A 21,570-nucleotide genomic window follows, 5' to 3' on the forward strand; every position below is an offset into this window, starting at 1 on the left:
TTTCACCTCTGCTTTACTTTGTATGAATAAGATGAATATGATAATCAATATCAATAATGTATATTTTTCTTCTTTTTTTGTCAATATTTATTTAATTTTAATTCTTCACTTTCTGAAGAATCATGAACCCTCTTGAGAATCATCCGTTCTTTCGCTACTTCTTTGTTTAATTGCGTGGATAACAGAAAAGCCAGGAGCAGAAGCCCATCACAAAGCAGTAATGCCGAAGGAATTCCCCCAAAATGGTCGATCATCCAGCCGCCAAGCCCCGGTCCAAGCAGTTGTCCTACAGCAAAGTATACCGTTACATATCCTAAGGCAATGGGCGCATAAGATGGATGAATCTGCTCTGTCGAGCTAGCCTGAATGAGAGAAAGCATCCCTACAATCGTAATCCCCCAGAGGAACTGGCTGATCAAAAACCCGAAGCGTACGGGGAATATGATGGGAATCAGCATCGCAATCGCCCCTAAGAAAAGCGTGATAAGCAGGGACTTCTTTCGCCCAATCTTGTCTGAAACAGTTCCCCACAATGGCCCACTAAAAATGGACATAAAACCTCCCAAGGCCATTATTTGACCGGCTGAATACCGATCAATACGGGCTTCTAAAATAAAACTAAAAAGGAAGTTCTGTGGAATTAAATACGCAAAGCCAATGAATCCATAGATGATGGCTACCAACAATACTCCTTTATGTAAGTACACCCCGCGAAGAAGAGAATCATCTTTCTTCGCCGTTCGGCATAAAGGTATTGGCGGATCTCGAAGGATTATCTGGGCAACAAGGGCAGATAGCAAAGAAATCAGCCCGAATAAAAGCCAGAGGTATCGCCAGCCGCTGATAGAAAACCAAGTGGTAAACAGTGGTATGAGCGAGCTTGAGATCAGCGTCCCTATTCCTATTCCACTAGCGAGAAATCCTATCATCATCCCTCTTTGCTGCGGAAACCATCCAACGACAATATTAACCAACGGGGTATACGTAAGAGCCGTACCGATACCGATAAGCACCATACCTGCCAGACAGGTAAGATAACTTGTAATCCAGGACAAATACAGCAACCCGCAGGCCACAAGTAACGTCCCCAGAATTACCAGCCGCTTCGAGCCCCATTTCGTAGCGAAAATACCGACAAAGAACACCATCCCCAAATACCCGATCGAAGTTGATGTGCCCAACAACCCTGCCTGTTCGTAGGTAAGTGATAAACTCTCCTTTATAAAGGGCATTAGAATCCCATAAGACATCCTGCCAAAGCCGAGAGTACTAATCGTCACCATCGCACTCGCGAAGGCATACCTCCAAATTTGCTGCTCCTGACCCATCAATCCACCCCTTAAATAAAATTTAGAATTATCTATAAATTAAAAATAAAGCACGTGACCTTTAGAGAACGACGGTGTTGTAAGCTTACAAACGAGCGAATTTTATGACGATAACAAAACGTAAAGATGCTATCTGAGCATAAGAAAACCAGTTGTGTACGTCCAACTGGTTTTTCAGATATCGAAGATTTTTAGCTGTTATACGCTTAACCATTCAAAAGCATCTTCGTATTTGTGATATCCCTTGCATCCGGCATGGAACCGTATCCCTTTGTTTCTATTATCCTTGAAAATTCAAAAAAATCAATCTTTGTCTATGCCGTTTGCCCATATTTTCAAAAATAGGTTAAGAGATAATTTATATTGTTTTTAGCGCATCGGCAATGGGGGTTTCACCGGAAATAAGATCAAATCCGCGTTTAAATGTATGTTCCTCATTGAGTACGGCCACGATTGTAGCAGCTACATCTTCGCGTGGAATCTCTCCCCCGGCCAGTTCTTCTCCAACGGAAACTTTTCCTGTTCCGGGTTCATTTGTTTGGCCGAGTAAAACCCGGATTACGTTGGGTACCTCGAAATTTTTTGTTCCGGCTCCATATCCGATCTGTTCCACAGTAATGTTTTCAAGCGGTCCGAATCGCGTCACTAAAGCCTTAAGAATCCCCGCCCCTGTGGGAGTTGTCAGTTCACCATGCGAATGCGAAGGCGCTAAAGGGATTCCCTTAAGCAACTCCGCCGTAGCCGGTGCAGGAATAGGATAAAGTCCGTGAGCCATTTTCAATTTTCCGTATCCAGTGGGAACCGGCGACGCCTGTATTTTATCGACATCGAGATCCTCCAGGGCCAGACATATCCCGATGGTGTCGATGATTGAATCCATCGCACCGACTTCATGAAAATGCACTTCCATGGGGTCAATCCCATGAATCTTGCCCTCAGCTAAAGCAATGGCTTCAAAAATGCATAAACTGCGCGATTTTACCCGCTCTGGCAAATCGCTTTCCCGAATCATCTCCATAATTTCGGCTGCCTTGCGATGCTCATGTAAATGCTCATAGATGCCATCATGATGATGATCATGACTGTGTGCATGATGATGCTCGTGACTGTGTGAGTGATCAGGATCGTGACTGTGTGCATGATCGTGAGCGTGAGTATGGTGATGGGCAGCGGTTTGCGGCAAACGAATATGCAGCTTTTTTGCCGCAATTCCTCGCTTATCCACGGTTTCTACCCATAAATCAAACTCATCAACTGGTAGTTTCATCAATTCACGTTTTACATACTCCAGGTCGGCACCGAGGTCTACGAGCGCTGCCAGCAACATATCACCGCTAATACCGGAGACGCAATCCAAATATAGCGTCCTCATTTACTTTCCTCCTTCTAAAATCGCTTGTTGGATAATCGAAGCGGAAACTCCTGCTCCAAAACCGTTATCGATATTCACCACCATCACACCTGATGCACAGGATGTGAGCATGGAAAGCAGCGGTGTCAATCCTGAGAAATGTGCACCGTATCCAACACTGGTCGGAACAGCAATTACCGGACGTCGAACCAAACCGCCAACAACGCTTGCCAATGCACCTTCCATACCGGCAACGACAATGACTACACTAGCTTTTCGAATCCGCTCCCGTTGTGCGAGCAATCGATCAATGCCCGCCACACCCACATCGTAGATCCGATCAACAACATTTCCCATCCACTCGGCCGTTTTAGCTGCCTCCTCTGCTACAGGTAGATCAGCAGTTCCTGCAGAAAGTACCGCTACTGTTCCCGGAAACCGCTGTTCTCCTCCTCCGACGGTTAACATACGTGATATCGGGTCATAAACAGCATCCGGAGCAATCTGTCGCACCAGCTCATACATTTCCTCATTTGCTCTGGTGACCATACTCTTTCCATGTTTTGCGTAGAGCCTGGAAAAAATCAGTTGTACCTGCTCGGCTGTCTTTCCCATTCCGAAAATGACTTCCGGATACCCCGTTCGTGCTTCCCGCGCATAGTCAACTTTGCTGAATCCCAAATCCTCGAACCCACAGATCTCCGCTTCCGCGTCCTCAACCGATAGCTCACCGTTTCGTACACGACGTAATATATCCTTTAGACTCATATCTGCATCCTCACTTTTCCGGATTAGGTATGTGTTTATTTCCCGAACCCTTCATTAATTTCATTGCAATAATAATGATTGAAAGAAAAATAAAATTTGCTAATTTTTCTCAATCCCGTACTTTTTCATTTTTTTTATAATAGCTGTGTGGGAAACTCCAAGAGCTTGTGCAACTTTCCTTATAGATCCAAAGCGGGAAAGAGACTGGATGATTATGTCCCGTTCCATCTCATTAAACGCATTTAAGCTCTTGTTGGGCACTTTCGTCTTTATTGAGATATGTCTATTTCCTGTTTTTTTCAAAACATCTAGGGATGAATCCTCAGATGAGTTTTCCAAGTTAAAAAAGTCTTCGGGTAAATGGTGCTCACAAATAACGGTTTCAGGAATGGTTACAACCATACGTTCGATCAGATTTGATAATTGCCTTACATTGCCTGGCCAAGAATAATGTTGCAGAAGTTGAATTACAACAGGATGAATGGTCTTTTGTGTACCGTATTTTTGGTTATATTTATTTAAAAAATACTGTAACATGGCAGGAATGTCTTCCTTCCTTTCACGTAAGGGAGGAATGTGGAGTGGAACCACATACAATCGGTAATACAAATCCTCACGAAAAAGACCTTTTCGAATCTGCTCCTTTAGATTCCGGTGTGTAGCTGCAATTATACGGCAATTGACCTGAATCGGTTCAACACCGCCAACACGGGTAAACTCTTGTTCCTGGAGAACGCGAAGCACTTTAACTTGAAGCGCAGGAGACATTTCACCAATCTCGTCAAGAAAGATACAGCCCCCTTCTGCTGCTTCAAACAGTCCGATCTTACCAGCCTTTCTCGCCCCAGTGAACGCACCCGATTCATATCCAAATAATTCAGACTCAAGCAATTCCTCCGAGAGGGCCCCACAATTAATTTTTACAAAAGGGCCTTGGGAACGGGCACTGGACTTATGAATCAAAGACGCAATCACTTCTTTCCCAACACCTGATTCTCCCAATATGAGAACAGTAGAATCAAAATTCGCAACACGTTCAGCCAACTCCCTCACATTTCTCATCTGTGGAGAAACGGCCACAATTTCGTCAAAAAACACCCGCTTACGAAGGTTTGATAACTCGGTTTTATAAAGCTGGCTTTGATCTTGAACTTCTGCCAATTCTTCCCGTAAACGCGATAGCTCCGACATGTCCCGGACATTAGCTACCACACCCTGTATTTTTCCAGCTTGGTCAAAAATCGGAACAGAGGTTACCAGATGTTCCTGCCCGGTGGGATACCTTTGAAGGCCAGACACCTCTCTACGCTCCTGTAACGATTGCCAGGTGACCGATGGCTCCTTAAAAATTCCTTGTTTCACTAACTCTGTCAAGTGTACACCGACAAAGGATTGTTCGTTGACACCGGTCAACCGGCAAAATGATGGATTTACCCGTGTCACATATCCAAGAGCATCAGCAATCAAAATGCCATCATAGGCATTATCAATAATCGCATCCATTTCTCTATTGCGTTCTGAAGCTTTCTTGTACATGCTATGAATCTCCCGTTGCAAATCAGCAACATAGATAACTCCTAGAAACTCTTCTTCTTTATTAACCACACCGATAATATTGTGATCCGTTAAAAACTGCCATTCTTTGATTTCTGTGTCCGCGTAAAGGTATGGAGCGTCATCCATCCAGACGCCAAATTCCGTAAATTGTACCGTCGATCCAGAAGGAAAAACCTGAACAGACGGGAAAACTCGAAAGATACCTGCCCATCTCCCTTCATTTGAAACAGGAGCTTCCAACAAAGATAAGGCTTTCATTTTCGAGATCACTCGCTGTGAATCGCTCTGTAACAGGTTGAGATCGACAGTATATTTCGGACTTCGTACAAATTCTGACAGGAGCATTACGATTCCTCCTTTACTCCAAAGACCCTTACACCTACTTATTAATTCTAAAACTGCTTATGTAGTTTTAGTTTAAAAATTAAGAAACATATCATTACATCCTGCCTTTTAGTCGGGTAATAAGTAAGCGTTGCCATAAGCTCGAAAAAGCCCCGTTCGTACATAACAATCTAACATATGGATACATTTCCTTCAATGAAAAAATATTTACTCTTAACATAGTTTTTCGAATGTTTAAATTACCTTGAAGGATAATCTAACCGTTTTTTAACAAACACCCGAGCATTATTGTTATACAGCGATTTGCTCCTCGTCTTCCCTATCTGATCTATTCTTAATCAAAGTGTAATCATCACGGTCTAGCAAAAGCGTGACAATAAATCCCACAATCAAAGCCCAGAACGGAGCTCCAACCTTTAGCACAGTTACATTAGCGGCCGAAATAAGAAATGAAACCATGGCCCCTGATCTAAACTTTCCTGAAAATGCTTGTGAAAAAGTTGTAAGGAACACCCCAAACATCGCCAGTCCACCTAGTGTTGCGAGTAACTGTTTGGGTACAATGGTTGCCGCTACAATAGCCATCCCTGCCATGAGTCCAAAGGAAATCCACAATAGTCCATCTACAACGGAAGCTATATACCTCAAATCTTTGTTTTCGCCAGCAGAATCACTGGAACAGATCGCTGTACTAGGGCCAGCAATAACACAGGGATGTCCTCCAAACAGGGAATTCAATAATGTGCCAATTCCCGGCACGGTAAATATCGCATTAACGGGAGGCTTATAACCTACAGCATAAAGAACCCCGATCGCTTGAATATTCTGAACACCAATCACTAGAACGATCAACGGAAGGGTAAGTTCGAAAAACGCCTGAAAACTGAACTCCGGCTTTACCATAATGGGAGTGGCAAGGGAAAACTCAAGGGCACTCCAGTTTGTTTTGCCCATCCATGTAGCAATGAAACCTCCCACCAGCATGGCTCCAAGAATAGGAGGAACCCACTTGGAAATTTTTTCATAGCCATGAAGAGAAAAAATACGGCAAAAGCGCTACCGCCAACAGCCGGCTCTTCCACTACGGATTTAATGACGTTAAGACCAAAAGAAAGAATAACTCCGGCAATCATCCCCAACATAACCGGAAGAGGCAAAAACTCGACGGCTTTTTTAATTAAACCCGATGCCCCAAGAATGGTTACGATGGCACCAGTAATCATAAATGCCCCTATCGCCTCATTAAAGGGGATATGTTTTAGAGCACTTCCTATCAGAATTGCACCCGGAATGGTGTAAGCGGTTACAATTGGCAGACGATACCGCAGGGATAGAATAATCGTAAATACCCCGCCTGTAACATAGATAATGAAAAGCCATGAAATCGCCTGCTCTAAGGGAACATTTCCTTCCTTAGCCGCGTTCATTACGATTAAGGCCGGACCCATAATGCTGAACATAGCCGCAACAAATCCGGTTCCAGCCCTCGCAGGAGATAAATGAAGAAAAAAATCCCGCATATTTTTTCTAACATTAGTTCCCGGTTCAATCGGCATAATAATAGCTCCTCCAATTCGCTTCATAAGATTTATCCTTATAACAGGTCCGGGGAATAAGAGACTCTTTAATCCCCCGGAATTCCCCTTCATTTTATACTTGAACCGCCTGTAACGTTTCATTCAAACTTCCGGAGCGATAGCCCTGTAGATCCACGCAGACATACGTATATCCGATATCTTTCAGCTTCTCTACAACCATATCGGAGAAACGGACCAACTTTTCTATTTCATGTGGAGAAACTTCGATGCGGGCCATTTTGTCATGCTGACGTACCCGTACCTGACGAAAGCCGATGTCCATTAAGAATGATTCTGCTCGGTCTACCATAGTTAACTTTTCCTGTGTGATCATCTCGCCATAAGGTATGCGTGAGGAAAGGCATGCAAACGATGGTTTTTCCCATGTTCTTAGACCCAATTCCCGAGATAAATCACGAATTTCCATCTTCGTCAATCCCACTTCTTGGAGCGGTGCCCGAACTCCATTCTCTATGGCCGCCTGTAGTCCGGGGCGATGTTCTCCAAGATCATCTGCAATCGCACCAAACACCACGTGATCATACCCTTGTTCCTGGGCGATCGGGATCAAGTGACTGAAAAGCTCCTGTTTGCAATAATAGCACCGGTTAATAGGGTTTTCAGCGTATCCGGGTATGTTCAGTTCACTGGTCTCAATCACCAAATGCGGACTGCCGATCTCACGTGCAAGTGCGATGGCTTCTTTGCGTTCCCGCTCCGGATAAGTCTCCGAATCAGCCGTAATTGCTAACACCTGTTCACTTCCCAGGGCTTCAACTGCTGCTTTAAGCAAAAAGGTACTGTCCACACCACCTGAAAACGCAACAACGACACGACGAAACCCACGAAGTTTTTCAAGCAGCTGTTCATACTTTAGTCGTGCTGTTTCCATAGTTTATAACCTCCGTTTGACTTAAGCTTTTTGCGATAACCAGGCTGTCTGTATATTAAAAGTTAGTCAGATGGTGTTAGCGTACCAAAGCCTGTTTTTGGCTTAATTCATAGGCGACATCGATAATCTGATCTTCTTGTCCCCCAACGATCCGTCTTTTGCCCAGTTCTTCAAGTATGGTAAGGGCATCCACGCCGAAGCGTTCCGCAGCACGTTTAGCATGTAAAAAGAAGCTGCTGTACACACCGGCATAGCCGAGAATCAACGCCACGCTGTCGATAATCTGCGGACGGGACATCTTCGGTGCTACGATATCCTCAGCCGCACGAATCAGCTTCGATAAGTCACAATTGGTTAGGTAGCCCTGCTTGTTAAGGGCTGCTACCATGACCTCGGTTTGGGCATTCCCTGCACCAGCACCCATTCCGCGTAAACTTCCATCAACAAAGGTAGCTCCTTCGGCAAGTGCAGCTAATGTATTTCCAACGGCTACACCCAGGTTGTTGTGTGCATGGAATCCGATGGGAATATTCACGGCATTACGCAGGGCAGAAACACGTGCCCGAACACCATCCGGCAATAAAGCACCAGCAGAATCCGTTACATAAACCACGTCTGCCCCGTAGCTTTCCATTTTCCTGGCTTGCTCAACAATTTTTTCCGGCTCTTCCATATGAGCCATCATCAAGAACCCGACCGTAAACAACCCTAATTCTTTCGCTATTTTAATGTGCTGTTCAGAAATGTCCGCCTCTGTCACATGGGTAGCCACACGAACGGCTTTCGCCCCGATTTCAGCAGCTGCCTGCAAGTCCTTTTTCGTACCGATTCCCGGCAACAGAAGGACAGTCACCTTTGCCTGCTTCACCACATCACAAACCGCTTTTAAATAATCTGTATCCGAAGCGCTGCTGAAGCCATATTGATAGGAGGAACCAGCTAAACCATCTCCATGGCCGATTTCAATCAGATCCATCCCGGCCTGATCCAGTGCACGCGCAATTTCAGCCATATCGGCAGGCGAAAACTGGTGGCTTACCGTATGCATTCCATCCCGAAGCGTTGAATCTGTAATGGTTATTTTCTGAGTCATACTTCAGAGACCTCCTTATGCGACTTATGTACTGCAATTCTTTGAGCCACTCCAACGGCGGCAGCTGTGATGATATCCAGGTTTCCGGAATACTTAGGAAGATACGCTCCTGCTCCTTCCACTTCGATCATGGTTGTTACCTTATCTCCATCTACAATGGGCGGAACCTTCAAGCGGTAACCAGGAACGTACGTCTGCACTTCTTTAACGATGGCCTCTACTGCTTGTTCAATCGCCTTTTGATCCGGATTTTTTACCCTGGTATAAATCGTATTACGCATCATAATCGGTGGTTCGGCAGGATTAAGCACGATCAATGCTTTCGCACGATCTGCTCCTCCAACCTGAGCAATGGCCCGTGCGGTTGTTTGGGTAAATTCATCAATGTTTTGGCGGGTTCCAGGTCCTGCTGATTTACTTGAAATCGTAGCCACAATTTCTGCGTACTCCACGTCAGCCACTTCATTGATTTTTGCTACAATCGGAATCGTCGCCTGTCCGCCACAGGTAACGAGGTTAATATTCGGGCTATCCAGGTTCACATTGATATTGACAGATGGAACCACATAAGGCCCAACAGCTGCTGGCGTCAAATCGATCGCTTGAATCCCCGCTTCACGAAGCAGCGGGGCATGTTCCAGATGGTATTTTGCCCCTGTACAGTCAAAGACAAGTTCAATTTCCGGATTATCTAGAATAGCTTGGATTCCATCAGCGGAAGTTTCAATCCCACGCTCTTTGGCCCTTTTTAATCCGTCGGATTCCGGAATGACTCCGACCATCATGCACAGTTCCAATTCCTTGCTTTCCAGGACTTTCATCATGAGGTCCGTTCCAATGTTACCGGGCCCAAGGATAGCTGTCTTTAATCGTTTCATGTTCGTTTCCCTCCCTAAACATATCCTCTTATTTCGATTCAAAACCTATTTGAACGGTTCCGATTTGGTCAAAATGGGCACTAAATACACTTCCCGGCTTAACTTCATATGCCTTAGTGAAGGAACCAGAAAGAACAATATCCCCTGCCTGAAGCCCCTCTCCAAATTCAGCCAGCTTGTTGCATAACCAGGCTACCGCCGCAGCCGGATGACCCAGTACAGCAGCTCCTGCCGCCGTATCCACTACTTGACCGTTACTTTCCAATACAAGACCAACTAACCGCAAATTCAACTCATCAACAAAAACGCCCCGGCTCCCCAGAACGAGGGCTCCACTCGAAGCATTATCGGCAATCGTATCCTGAATCTTAATCTTCCAATCACGGACACGGCTATCGATGATTTCAAAAGCCGGTACAATAAAAGAAGTGGCTCGAATCACATCCTGAAAATGGACACCCGGTCCCTGTAAATCTTCTTTCATAATAAAAGCCAATTCTGCTTCGACCTTAGGTTGAAGGAACTGCTCAAACGGGATCGTGGTTCCTTCCGGTAGAAGCATATTGTCATACAGCGAACCAAAATCGGGTTCGGGGACTCCCAGCGCATTTTGCATCGCTTTCGAGGTGAGGCCAATCTTACGACCGATCAACCGGGCACCCGCTTCCACCTTCCATGCCTTGACCTGTTGCTGAACGGCATAAGCATCTTCTACCGTGAAACCAGAATAGGTTTCCGTAAGAGGACTGATCGGCTGATTGTTTCTTTCCGCCTCCCATAATTCTTTTGCCGCTAGTTCAATAAATGGCTTCATAAGAACTCTCCCTTTTCTCTCATAAACGAATACTAAAGCGATTTTTTCCCATGCCCACCATGATGATGGGCTCCATGATGGTGATGATGTGCGTGACGATGACTTCCTACCGTCTGCAGCCAACGGTTTCTGAGGCATTCCGCAATCTGTTCCGCAAGCTCCTCTGCTTCCGGTTCCAAATCCATATTCGCCATCAGAATATCTGCACAAAGCCGGACTTCATCATTCGGCCCTGGAAGCGTGATAAGATAGCTCAATCCTTCCTTAGCCACACCAATACGAATTCCTTCCTTTACATGCCTGCCATGACCGGCAGTAAATTTCACAATATAAGGGGTTGCTGCATCCGGACAGACCTTCAATAAGGCTTCTACGGTACAGTCCTTATCTTCCGCCCCGACACCACCTGTCGTCAGAATCCATCCGAATCCGGAATCAATCGCCTGACGCAAAGCACCCGCTATTTCATCCACGTCATCTGCCAACGGACGATGAGTCTGCACCTTAAACCCTGCCTCGGTGAAACGCTCCGTAAGAAAAGGAGTATTCGTATCCTCAATCATCCCCTGCGCTACTTCAAAACCTGTCGGAAATACCTTTACGCGCCGGCGAATCCGTTTCTGCATCTCATCGCTCATCTGGATGGTTTTCTCAACGACTTGTTTCCCTTTCAAAGGGCTTAAGGCAATCATCCCAAGAACACCTTCAGAATGTATATCAACATCCGGCCCAAGCTGAACGCCAGGAAGGGTCCCTACCGCCTGAAGCAGTTTTTCTTTTTTTCCGACAAACTGATCCGCTGACATCGATTGAACAAGAAGGTCCAAAGCGATATGATCATCACGGACATCGATTACAAAAACTTTTTCCCTCGGGAGCTGCAAAACGTTGGCTACCGTGTCCGCGATAAGCGACAGGTCACAGTCATTCAAATAGATATCTGTTAAGCGAAGTTCCGTTTTATTCAAAAGACTGTATTCCATCATCCACCTCCCTCCTGGCTCATTTGGCTGTCGATAACGTCGACCCGCATATCAAGCAGAGGGGCATTCAAAATAGCTGCTCCGACACACCCTATATCCACCTGTCGCTCACGAAGCAAAAGGATAGTCTCTTCTTTAACTCCGCCGGCAAAGGCAACCTTCGTCCGCTGCCGTGCCCCCAAGTCGTTCAACGTCTGCAAAACAATGTCGAGGTCTTTCAAATTCCCCGTATCAACCATGACGACGTTTGCTCTACCGGAAACAGCTTCCTTTGTTTCCTGGGCAATGGGCTGCAATTCACCGCGAAGTTGAATCACCGTTTTATGGTCAGGGAATTGTTTAGCTGCTTCAAGTGCTTTTCTTACGCCCCCAAACATACGGACATAATTTTTATCGATATAAACGAAAGGACCTTCTACCATCCTCATTCCGACTCCCGCAGCCTTCAGTGCCGCTCGAAGGCCGGGCTTATTGGCTTGCGGGAGCTTTTTCCATCCCCCGCAAACCACCTTTAATTCTGTCCCTGCTAACAATTGGATCTGATGGGCACGTGTCGCATAGCCAGATGGGGCCATCATAGCTCCTAGGACCAGATCTTCGGCGATCGCTACGTTCTTCGCTCTTCCCCGGAATGATATGACAACATCACCTGGTTGTACCAATGTCCCGTCTTCAACGATATACAATAGTTCGCAATCAATCTCTTCCAGTAAAGTAGCTGCATGCTGGACACAGGCCAGCATACCGCAGCCTGTTGCAATCACCTGAGCGGTAAACAGCCGGTTTTCAATCGAAGAAAATAACGTGTCGCGAATATCTAAGACGAAACGTTCCTGCTGGCGATTCTCCGGTTTTAGAGTCATCATGACTATCCTCTCCTCTTATGCACTCACCAGTATCCCGCGTTGTTTCAACCACTTAGGCATTAACATCTGATCTACTTCTGCACTAACTTCAGGAGCGACTTTCAACAAGTACTCCGCCAAGGATTCGCTCACATTTATTCCGCCTACAGCACCGTCAAACACAATCACCTTATCCGTGCCGGTTGTCCGATACGCAAACTTCATCGCGTCCTCCAGGTTCTCGCCGATCATCGCGTACTTCATGTACTCCAGATTTTGCGGATCATGTTCAAATAGGTCTGCCTGTTCTTTTCCTATAACAATCGTAGGTAGTTGCTGGGAGAAGAACGCACTCGGATAACCGATCCAGGCGTAATTATGCACCACCATGCGAATTGCCGGATTCACCGGTTTTATGTCCGGAATCAGCGGTTTTCCATCTTTTCCGTACAGAGCTTCCGTATACCAGGTATAAGGTGCCAGCTTGACGTCTAAGTCAAACAGATCCACATTGGCACCTACAAAGTTACAGTAAATGACCCCGGCGGAAAATACATAGGGAACCGGACACGGAAAATCCAATCCGACAATGCAATCTTCAATTTTACCCAGCAACTGGAACATATTCCCGTAATATCGCAGTCCATCCAGGGTAATGGTATCGTTAATACGATACAAATCGTTGTCCGCTTCCACGCTGAGAACACCACTAGGGGACATGTTTAAAAAGACAGCACCGACAAATTTACTCTGTACAAATGGGGATTCAAAAATCGCCCGGGCTGTAAAATTCGCCCCCCGCGGACCGAGATTCTGGTGGTACGTCGACCGGGTCTCTATCCGCGCATAAGACATCCCAAATGGCTTCACAGCACGGTCGACCTGACGATGAAAGTGAACCTCCCGGACATCGCTGTTATGCACATGAATAATCCAGTCTGCATCATACGTTCGCTTCAGACCGTAAAGTGTTCCGATCTCGGTTTCGATCGGAATTCCTTCGTCGATCGGGGCCATTCCTCTCGCAGAGTCAAAATGTTTTTTCAAATTAAAACGTACGATGTACTCCTCCGTCTCACGGAAACGAAGTCCCACCCCTGCACGCAAACGCACTTCTTTCGCGCCGGTGCGCTGCTTGACTACGTCATAGACCGTGCGCAGCAATTCGGCATAAGGCTCTCCGCCAAGCAATGTAAACCCATGATGGGAGGCCAGCACATTCACTGTGTGATGCGGCTCAATCATCGAAAGATCCACGTTCTCCAGCGCCGCTTCCGCCGCTCGCCGAACCGCTTGGATCCCTTCCGGTCCAGGATAAATGACCTCCGGCGTGTCAGGAAACAGTTCCTTGATCGACAGAGATGTCATACCCGGCAAATCAGCAAAACGCTTTTTTACAAGACTTGGATCAATCCCGTACCGTGAAGGACGGGGAGCAAGGGGTTGAATCGGTGGGTGATGCATTATTCTTCCTCCCTTTCGATATAATTCTGTTCGCTCGACAACGGAGCTTTGCGAATCTTCTCAAAAAATTCAATATCCGCGTCAAAGTAAAAACCACGTTGTGCATATTTCTCCTTGACATGGTCTGGAATATCCCAAATGGTCGGGGTTGGACCATACCACTGATACCGCCCTTTCGGCGACTCCAGCTCCACACCCGCTGTCTTTAGCAATCGCATGGCCGGTTGAAGGCATTCTACCGTACAGCCGGTCCGCAATCCGGTGGCCATGGAGATCTTGTCCGGCGTATCCGCTCCCTGTAGGATCGCGGCCGCCACTTCTTCCGCGCGGGTACCTGTGCAATAGCAAACGACTTGCTCCGGATGCAAATGGGAATCATAACATAGTTGATGGACCTGCTCGGTATCCGATTGCTGGATATCCACACCGATAAAACGGGGTTCCGTTAACTTCTCCATTTGAATGGCATCAAAAGGACAACGCTGTTCACAGGCCGTACAACCCGTACACGATTCCTCCTCAACCACCGCCAGCTTTCTGTTTTTCGTACCTGGAACAGGCTCCATTGTGATGGCTAATGTCGGACAGACAAAGGAACAAATCCTACACCCGGTACACTTATCGTTAATAATGATTGCAGTCGTATTAATTAAACGCAATCGCTTTCACTCCCTTCTCTACATTTTCCTATCAAGCAAATGTAGCAAATTATATCTACATCATTATTCTTCTCTATGCAAAAAACGCGCCAAATGGTAGATTACAGAAAAATCGAATGCAATGGAAATACATAATTTCCATAAAGCAGCAAATGGTTTCCGTTTAGATAGAAACATTATGGTTCCAAGCTGTTCTTAATTTAAATATCATTCGCACTGGAATCTATCAGAACCATGAAGTTTCCAATTAACCGAAAACTTTATGCTGTCTTCAGAAACACGTTGTTTCCAATTATCCCGATTTTTCTATACTATATGGTTTGGCATCGTATTTGCTTGCGTATGTTAGCTGTATGTTGAGGAACAAAATAATAATGAGGAGCGCATGATGAAACAAATTTAATTTAGGGGTGTGTAATCATGGAAATCAGTTTGTTATCAACTCTAGCATTTGGATTTATTCTCGGAATTAAACATGCGATTGAGCCCGATCATGTAATTGCTGTGTCAACTATTGCCAGTGGGAGTAAAAAATTATGGCGCTCATCTCTGGCGGGAGTATTTTGGGGAATTGGTCATACTGCAACATTGTTTATTGTTGGTCTCGTTCTTATTCTTATGAATGGTAAAATACCAGAGAAATGGTCCATGTCTTTAGAATTTTTGGTTGGAATTATGCTGGTTTATCTTGGGATCACCAGTATACTTTCTTTTAAAAATATCCATACTCATGAACATGAGCATGATGGAGAATTACATAAGCATTTCCATTCCCACAAGCATGATGGCGAACATGAGCATAAACACCAGCATAAAGATGTTTTTTATATGAAATCAATGCTAGTTGGTTTAGTACATGGACTAGCAGGAAGTGCAGCAATGACTCTGTTAACAATGTCAACGGTTAAGAGTGTTTGGGAAGGTGCTGTTTATATTCTTGTATTTGGCGTTGGAACTGTTGTCGGTATGCTTCTATTTACTACAGTGATCGGGATTCCATTTGTAATTAGTGCCAAAAAAATAAAGATTAACAAAGCCCTTACACAAATTACCGGTGTAATCAGTACAGCATTTGGATTCTATTACATGTATAACTTAGGGATTACAGAGGAGCTATTCAAACTTTGGATACAATAGTGTGGATTGGCTCTTTATTGTATCTATTTTTGCTTCATTTATGACGTTCTGTACTATTGCGTTAAATCCATTTAATTCAGGGTTTAACACTTTTTGTTATTTTATTTTTGGTTACGTTTGTCACTAAATTATCCCAAATACCGTCCCCATATAATGGGGATGACATTTGGGATTTAGCTCGGCAGATGTACGATCCTCCTTAAAAAATCTACTTTATGTTCAGTACTTCTGTTTTATCGAAAAAAACACTCAATCCTTCCTTTATTCTGTTATTGTATTAATACAGAAAAACGAAATACCATTATAATTATATAACAGAATGAGGTGAATAAAATGCTATCAAACCGTTTACGACATAAAGCGCTATTCAATAAAATTGTTACCAGTAAAGAGGCTGCCAGCTGGATTCAAAACGGCATGACGATCGGATTCAGTGGATTTACTTCTTCAGGAGATCCTAAACAACTCCCTATTGCGATCGCCGAACGTGCGCATAAAGAAGGAAAGCCGTTCAAAATTAACGTATATACAGGCGCTTCCGTTTCTCCTCATATCGATTCTGTACTGGCCGAATACATGAACCTTCGCCTTCCATTTCAGTCTAACGATACTCTTCGCAAGGAAATCAATCAAGGACACATACGTTATATCGACCAGCATCTGTCAGAAACAGGTGATGCACTAAACACACATGCTATTCCGCAGGTGGACATTGCAGTGGTAGAAGCGCTTGCCATTACGGAGGACGGAAACATCATTCCTACTACGTCCTGCGGAAACACCCATAATTATATTAAAAATGCAAAAGAAGTTATCGTGGAATTAAACCTCGCTCAGCCGCTTTCTCTAGAAGGCGTACATGACATTTACGACATTCCTGCTTTTGGTAGGCGTCAGGCAATTCCTCTTACATCTGTCGATCAACGCATCGGATGTACCGGTATCCCTGTTGAATTCGACCGTATCAAGGGCATTGTCGTGACAAACGTGCCCGATACACCCAAAAAACTTATAGAGCCTGACAAAGAAACAATTATCATTGCCGATCATCTATTGAACTTTTTACAAGAAGAAGTCAAAGCGGGCCGCCTGTCTAAGAAACTCCCCCCGCTTCAGTCCGGGGTCGGCTCTGTCGCCAATGCAGTCTTCTACGGCTTCTTACGTTCTGAATTTAGTGATTTGCAGTTATATTCCGAAGTACTCCAGGATTCCGTATTTGATTTAATTGATGAAGGTAAGGTTCGTTTCGCTTCCGGAGGCGCGCTGACTTTATCGGAAGCAAAAATGAATAGAGTCCTGCAGAATTTCGAGAAATACCGTGAAAAAATCGTTTTGCGACCCCAAGATATGTCCAACAATCCGGAAATCATTCGCCGTCTTGGACTAATTACAATAAATACCGCGCTTGAAGTCGATATTTACGGCAACGTCAATTCTACACATGTAATGGGCAGCAAGATGATGAACGGCATTGGTGGATCCGGAGATTTCACGCGCAATGCGCGCATTAGCATTTTTGTTACAAAATCCACCGCAAAAAACGGCTGTATTTCAAGCATCGTGCCGTTTGCCTCGCATATCGACCATACCGCACACGATACTATGGTTATTATTACAGAGCAAGGCGTTGCTGACCTCAGGGGACTCAGCCCAAGAGAACGTGCGGAAGAAATCATGAAAAACTGTGCCCATCCTTCTTATCGGAACCAATTGTATGATTACTTTCATGAAGCGCTACAGCGCGGCGGCTATACACCGCATGTCATAGAAAAAGCATTTTCCTGGCATACCCGCTTTGCAGAGAGCGGAACTATGCTTGAGCCTATGATTAAAGCCGAGAAACCGAAAGCCAAAATGTCGGTACATTGACATTCAAACAAACGAACCCTTTTTTTTCTGTGAAGATCGTGAAGAAAGAAGGAGAGGGAAAGAGGAAAGGAGATCCAGGGAAGAAAAAGGCGTTCGCCTTTTTCTACATTAAAATCCTCTCCTCGTTCCCTTCTCTCTTTTCCTTCATGCCGCAAAAATCAGCCGCCCTTCTCCGCATTTTCATGTCAGGGTTACGGCAGAAAAGTCATGGAATAAGTTTCCATTACGAAGGAACAACACCCCTTCTGATCGATGACTACTAACAAGTATGCGCATCCTTCATCATTTCGATAAATTTACACAAAGCAGCCGAATAAAATACATCTTTCCTTGTAATAAAAGTGGTCGGCACTCTTGAATACTTTTGTGGAAGGGGAGTCAAAGTTAAAGAGTGATCATGTCCTTTTATAATGGCTTTCATCATTACAGCGATGCCCATACCCGCTTTCACACAACCGATAATTGCCTCGATTGTACCAAATTCCAATACTCGCTTTGGATAAATTCCTTCTTCGTGCAACCATTTTTCTAACATGTTGCGATAATAGCAGCCACGGCTAAATACCAATAAACTTATTTCGTTTACATCTTGAATTGATGATAGAGGCTGATGGCTGATGAGTGTCAGTTCTTCCTCTTGAAACAGGGTAGAAGTTAAATCAGGGTGATGGACCTCTCCCGCAACAAACGCTCCTTCAAGCTTTCGTTCCAAAACAAGTTGAATGAGTTCATCCGTTGTATGAGTTTCTAAGATCAGCTCAACCTCGGGATAATTTGCGTAATAAGCTGCAAGTATAGGAGGAAGACGAACAGCAGCCGTTGATTCAGTAGAGCCAATTTTCAAAGTCCCCAGTGGTGTAGTCGCATTGCTTTGAACTGATTTTATCGATTGTTCGATTAAATGTATGATTTGTTTGGCATACGTTAATAGAATTTCCCCATTGGCATTTAAAGCAACGCCTTTTCCGTTACGATAAAATAATGGTGCTCCTAACTCATCTTCCAGGTGTTTGATTCTCATTGTGACATTCGATTGTACGTAATTTAAATTTCTTGCTGCACGCGATATATTCCGCTCTTCAGCTACTTCTTTAAAAACAATAAGATCTTTAATGTCCACCCAATTTCCCCCTAACTATATCATCTTTTTTGATAACTTTCATCTTTATTAATCATTTTACATGATATCTCTGCTTTCATAAAATGAAATGCAGGCGGAGGTGTTCTAAAGTGAGTAAGCAAAAAGGAGTACGTCATTGTAGTAGCTCTTATAAATGGATTGTGTTGTTGCTAGCAACAGGAACACAAGCGAGCGCAACGCTCGTAACCTACGGGATAGGCCCTTTAGCATTTTTTTGGAAGCGGATGTATCACCTTACTCAAATGGAAACGGGGATTTTATTATCTGCTGTGAATATCGGGCCGCTTTTTTTTATGCTATTTATCGGGAGACTTCTTGATCGATACAATGAACGGTTGTTGATTGGACTAGGGTCTATTTTATTGGGTCTCTCCGTCCTCGCCGTTAATACAGCGGGAGGATTTACAGGGTTATTATTTACACTTTCAATGATTGGTATTTTTTACAGTACCGCTCAACCTGGTGGAAGCAAAGTGATTATGAAATGGTTTCCGAAAACCCTTCGGGGACTGGCTATGGGAATTAGACAGGCGGGTATACCCATCGGCGGCGCAATGGCAGGAGCTATCATTCCCGTTGTTTCTATAAAGTACGGTTGGCCATCGGCTGTTTATGTTCTCTCAAGTTTATGTATCATTGGAGGACTCCTGTTTTTTATTTTTTACAGGGAACCTTCTTTACATGAAGCACCTTCTTTAGCTGAACCACAAGTAAAATCGTTTCGAAAACAGCTTCAAGAAATCATGAAAAATAAAGCTTTATATCCTGTTTTCTTTACCGGAATTTGCATGGTTTCATTACAAATGGTAATTGTTGGACACCTGACGATTTTTCTTGCCCACAATGCATCATTATCGCCCATGCTGGCGGGGCAAATCTTTTCGGTCTCGTTGTTTTTTGGAATGTTAGGACGGATTATTTTGGCAGCGATTAGCGATTATTTTTACAAAGGAAATCGCAGGAAACCGCTTTTGTTTTCTGTTCTAGCAGCTTTTGCTTCCGTATTCATTTTTACAATGAATATACATACTTTACCGCTCTGGAGTTTATTTCTGCTCAGCGGCTGGTTAGGTTTCTTCGGTATAGGCTGGTATAGCCTGTTTATCGTTGAAGTTGCTGAAAAATCACTGGCAGATTCTGTGGGAGTAACGGTCAGTTTTGCGCTTACTTTAAATCAATTTGCTATCATTTTAGCCCCCCCTATTTTTGGATTCATTGTGGATTTAAAAGGATATACTTGGGCATGGTTTAGCATAGCTTTTTTACTTCTGCTTTCAGGAGTAGGATTATTGAAAAATAAAAGTAATTGTTACGACCTTGTTTGATAGGCAGCACAGACAGAGGTAATTCTGCACGGAACTACCTCTGTTATGATTCTGAGAGAAGGAGCAGCTTTTGACCGGTAACCGCAAGCACCGATTGAAGACGCGGCTACAGATGGGTGCTAAATGGCAAATAGAAAGAGAAATCTTGATACTTCTAAGCAGCAAACTATAACATACGCAATCCTTTGGGATAATGGTTCTTTAATTGTCCCTGTACCAGCTTGCCCCAGCCGAGCGGGAAACCGTCCACGGTGACGATGGTCCAGCCTTTACCCGCAGCATCCCAAAACAAGGTCTCGCCCCGCAGGTAGCGCAGCACCTCCTCGCTGTCCGCAGAAAAATCTACGCCACTTTTCCACTCTTCCGGCTTCAAGGCCAGCGCCATAGCGTGGGACGGCTCGAACCTGCCTTTTTTCACTGTACCCAGATGCCATCCGGCACGCGAAATCTTCAGGCGGTTCAAACGCGGCAACCCATCCGCAAGCAGATAAAGCTGGTCACCAAACAGAGCGTACCTTCCTTCCGGCGTAAATGTGAGCGCTTCTCTGCAAAACGCTTCAAATACCCTGCGCACATCCGCAGACAACGGTTTTACTTTCTCTTCCTGCACCGTTTCCAAAGCTTCCGTATCCCCGCTTTTGCGTAGACGCGCCAGAAAATGCCCCTCGCCGCGCAGCTTGTGCGGCCAAAGACGAACGGTATGTTCCAGCTTCCCCGGTGTGAAATACTCTTGCTGCGCCACCGGATCCAGTGAGAATTCCGGATGCGCAGCAAGAAAGCGCTCGATCTGCCGCTCGTTCTCGTCTTCTGCAAACGTACAGGTGGAATACACCATTACGCCGCCCGGCTTTAGCATCTTCGCTGCGTCCGCGAGAATATCGGTCTGCATCGATGCGCAGTGGGCAACCTTCTCTTCCGACCAATCCTCACACGCTTCCGGCAGTTTCCGGAACATCCCTTCTCCTGAGCACGGTGCATCTACCACGATTTTATCGAAAAAAGCAGGAAAACGTTCAGCCATACGGTCCGGCGTTTCGTTGGTCACCAGAATGTTGCGTGCTCCCCAGCGCTCCAGGTTTTCAGATAATGCTTTGACACGGGTCGGATGAATTTCGTTCGCTACGAGAAGTCCCCTATCTCCCAGATATCCGGCGATGTGAGTAGATTTACCTCCCGGCGCCGCGCACAAATCCAGCACCCGATCGCCCGGCTCGGGCTTAAGCGCTTCGATTACCGCCATCGCGCTCGGTTCCTGGATGTAATACACGCCGGCTGCATGATACGGATGCTTGCCAGGTCTGTCTTCCTCATTATAGTAGAATCCCGGCGGACACCATGGTACGGGTGTCAGAGAAAACGGCATACGATCCGTGAACCCGTCCCGTGAGATTTTTCCCGGATTCAGACGGAGGCCGTGTGCCGCGTTTTCATCATAGCTTGCAAAAAAAGACGCAGCTTCTTCTTCCTCCATCGTCCGCTTCATGCGCTCAACAAAGCGTTCAGGTAATGCAGTCATCGAATCCATCCTTTTTTCTGTGAAAATC

18 protein-coding genes and 2 pseudogenes are annotated in these 21,570 nt (G+C 45.1%); 3 read left to right on the forward strand and 17 right to left on the reverse strand.

Annotated elements, in window-relative coordinates; all coding sequences use genetic code 11:
- Positions 1–80: 80 nt before the first annotated feature.
- The 15 genes and pseudogenes from ADA01nite_RS03615 to ADA01nite_RS03680 form a co-directional block, all read right to left on the reverse strand.
- Entirely contained in the window at positions 81–1,328 is a 1,248-nt protein-coding gene (locus ADA01nite_RS03615; protein WP_146808541.1) for a YbfB/YjiJ family MFS transporter, read from the reverse strand.
- 358 nt (positions 1,329–1,686) lie between these two features.
- Positions 1,687–1,872: pseudogene (locus tag ADA01nite_RS23000) on the reverse strand (SDR family oxidoreductase); the annotation flags it as partial.
- 24 nt (positions 1,873–1,896) lie between these two features.
- Positions 1,897–2,700, reverse strand: a pseudogene (larC, locus tag ADA01nite_RS03620) (nickel pincer cofactor biosynthesis protein LarC); the annotation flags it as partial.
- Positions 2,701–3,447 (reverse strand): nickel pincer cofactor biosynthesis protein LarB, encoded by a 747-nt coding sequence (gene larB, locus ADA01nite_RS03625; protein WP_146808543.1) that lies wholly within the window; start codon positions 3,445–3,447, stop codon positions 2,701–2,703.
- Between the two features lie 99 nt (positions 3,448–3,546).
- Positions 3,547–5,349 (reverse strand): sigma-54 interaction domain-containing protein, encoded by a 1,803-nt coding sequence (locus tag ADA01nite_RS03630; RefSeq protein ID WP_146808544.1) that lies wholly within the window; start codon positions 5,347–5,349, stop codon positions 3,547–3,549.
- Between the two features lie 291 nt (positions 5,350–5,640).
- The gene (locus tag ADA01nite_RS22800; protein ID WP_170230135.1) at positions 5,641–6,303 is read right to left on the reverse strand and encodes a benzoate/H(+) symporter BenE family transporter; all 663 of its coding nucleotides are present in this window, start codon (positions 6,301–6,303) and stop codon (positions 5,641–5,643) included.
- Positions 6,246–6,905 (reverse strand): benzoate/H(+) symporter BenE family transporter, encoded by a 660-nt coding sequence (locus ADA01nite_RS22805; RefSeq protein WP_170230136.1) that lies wholly within the window; start codon positions 6,903–6,905, stop codon positions 6,246–6,248. The genes ADA01nite_RS22800 and ADA01nite_RS22805 overlap by 58 nt, the downstream gene beginning before the upstream one ends.
- A 94-nt stretch (positions 6,906–6,999) precedes the next feature.
- Positions 7,000–7,818, reverse strand: coding sequence for an ATP-dependent sacrificial sulfur transferase LarE (larE, locus tag ADA01nite_RS03645; RefSeq protein ID WP_146808547.1), 819 nt, complete (start codon positions 7,816–7,818; stop codon positions 7,000–7,002).
- A gap of 76 nt (positions 7,819–7,894) precedes the next feature.
- On the reverse strand, positions 7,895–8,911 hold the full coding sequence (dmpG, locus tag ADA01nite_RS03650; protein ID WP_146808548.1) for a 4-hydroxy-2-oxovalerate aldolase: 1,017 nt from the start codon (positions 8,909–8,911) through the stop codon (positions 7,895–7,897).
- Positions 8,908–9,789, reverse strand: a complete 882-nt coding sequence (locus ADA01nite_RS03655; RefSeq protein ID WP_146808549.1) for an acetaldehyde dehydrogenase (acetylating) — start codon at positions 9,787–9,789, stop codon at positions 8,908–8,910. Before ADA01nite_RS03655 ends, dmpG begins: the two co-directional genes overlap by 4 nt.
- A 28-nt stretch (positions 9,790–9,817) precedes the next feature.
- Complete coding sequence (locus ADA01nite_RS03660) at positions 9,818–10,603, reverse strand: 2-keto-4-pentenoate hydratase (protein ID WP_146808550.1); 786 nt, start codon at positions 10,601–10,603, stop codon at positions 9,818–9,820.
- A gap of 32 nt (positions 10,604–10,635) precedes the next feature.
- On the reverse strand, positions 10,636–11,589 hold the full coding sequence (locus tag ADA01nite_RS03665) for a molybdopterin-binding protein (RefSeq protein WP_218029527.1): 954 nt from the start codon (positions 11,587–11,589) through the stop codon (positions 10,636–10,638).
- Positions 11,586–12,452: a beta/alpha barrel domain-containing protein gene (locus ADA01nite_RS03670; RefSeq protein WP_146808551.1), complete on the reverse strand. Its 867-nt coding sequence runs from the start codon at positions 12,450–12,452 to the stop codon at positions 11,586–11,588. Before ADA01nite_RS03670 ends, ADA01nite_RS03665 begins: the two co-directional genes overlap by 4 nt.
- 15 nt (positions 12,453–12,467) lie before the next feature.
- A complete protein-coding gene (locus ADA01nite_RS03675) occupies positions 12,468–13,895 on the reverse strand; it encodes a hypothetical protein (RefSeq protein ID WP_146808552.1) in 1,428 nt (475 codons plus the stop codon).
- A complete protein-coding gene (locus tag ADA01nite_RS03680) occupies positions 13,895–14,554 on the reverse strand; it encodes a 4Fe-4S binding protein (protein WP_146808553.1) in 660 nt (219 codons plus the stop codon). Before ADA01nite_RS03680 ends, ADA01nite_RS03675 begins: the two co-directional genes overlap by 1 nt.
- Positions 14,555–14,974: 420 nt before the next feature.
- Between ADA01nite_RS03680 and ADA01nite_RS03685 the strand changes: the two genes are divergently transcribed.
- Positions 14,975–15,691, forward strand: a complete 717-nt coding sequence (locus ADA01nite_RS03685) for a HoxN/HupN/NixA family nickel/cobalt transporter (protein ID WP_146808554.1) — start codon at positions 14,975–14,977, stop codon at positions 15,689–15,691.
- 333 nt (positions 15,692–16,024) lie between these two features.
- The gene (gene scpC / locus ADA01nite_RS03690; RefSeq protein WP_146808555.1) at positions 16,025–17,560 is read left to right on the forward strand and encodes a succinyl-CoA:acetate CoA-transferase ScpC; all 1,536 of its coding nucleotides are present in this window, start codon (positions 16,025–16,027) and stop codon (positions 17,558–17,560) included.
- 259 nt (positions 17,561–17,819) lie between these two features.
- Here scpC and ADA01nite_RS03695 read toward each other — a convergent pair whose 3' ends face one another.
- Complete coding sequence (locus ADA01nite_RS03695; RefSeq protein WP_146808556.1) at positions 17,820–18,680, reverse strand: LysR family transcriptional regulator; 861 nt, start codon at positions 18,678–18,680, stop codon at positions 17,820–17,822.
- Positions 18,681–18,763: 83 nt separating this feature from the next.
- On the opposite strand from ADA01nite_RS03695, the gene ADA01nite_RS03700 reads away from it, so the two are divergent.
- Positions 18,764–20,026, forward strand: a complete 1,263-nt coding sequence (locus tag ADA01nite_RS03700; RefSeq protein ID WP_146808557.1) for an MFS transporter — start codon at positions 18,764–18,766, stop codon at positions 20,024–20,026.
- 166 nt (positions 20,027–20,192) lie between these two features.
- Here ADA01nite_RS03700 and ADA01nite_RS03705 read toward each other — a convergent pair whose 3' ends face one another.
- Positions 20,193–21,542 (reverse strand): RsmF rRNA methyltransferase first C-terminal domain-containing protein, encoded by a 1,350-nt coding sequence (locus ADA01nite_RS03705; RefSeq protein ID WP_146808558.1) that lies wholly within the window; start codon positions 21,540–21,542, stop codon positions 20,193–20,195.
- Positions 21,543–21,570: the final 28 nt, after the last annotated feature.

The organism is Aneurinibacillus danicus, assembly GCF_007991215.1.
In the GTDB taxonomy this organism is placed as follows: domain Bacteria; phylum Bacillota; class Bacilli; order Aneurinibacillales; family Aneurinibacillaceae; genus Aneurinibacillus; species Aneurinibacillus danicus.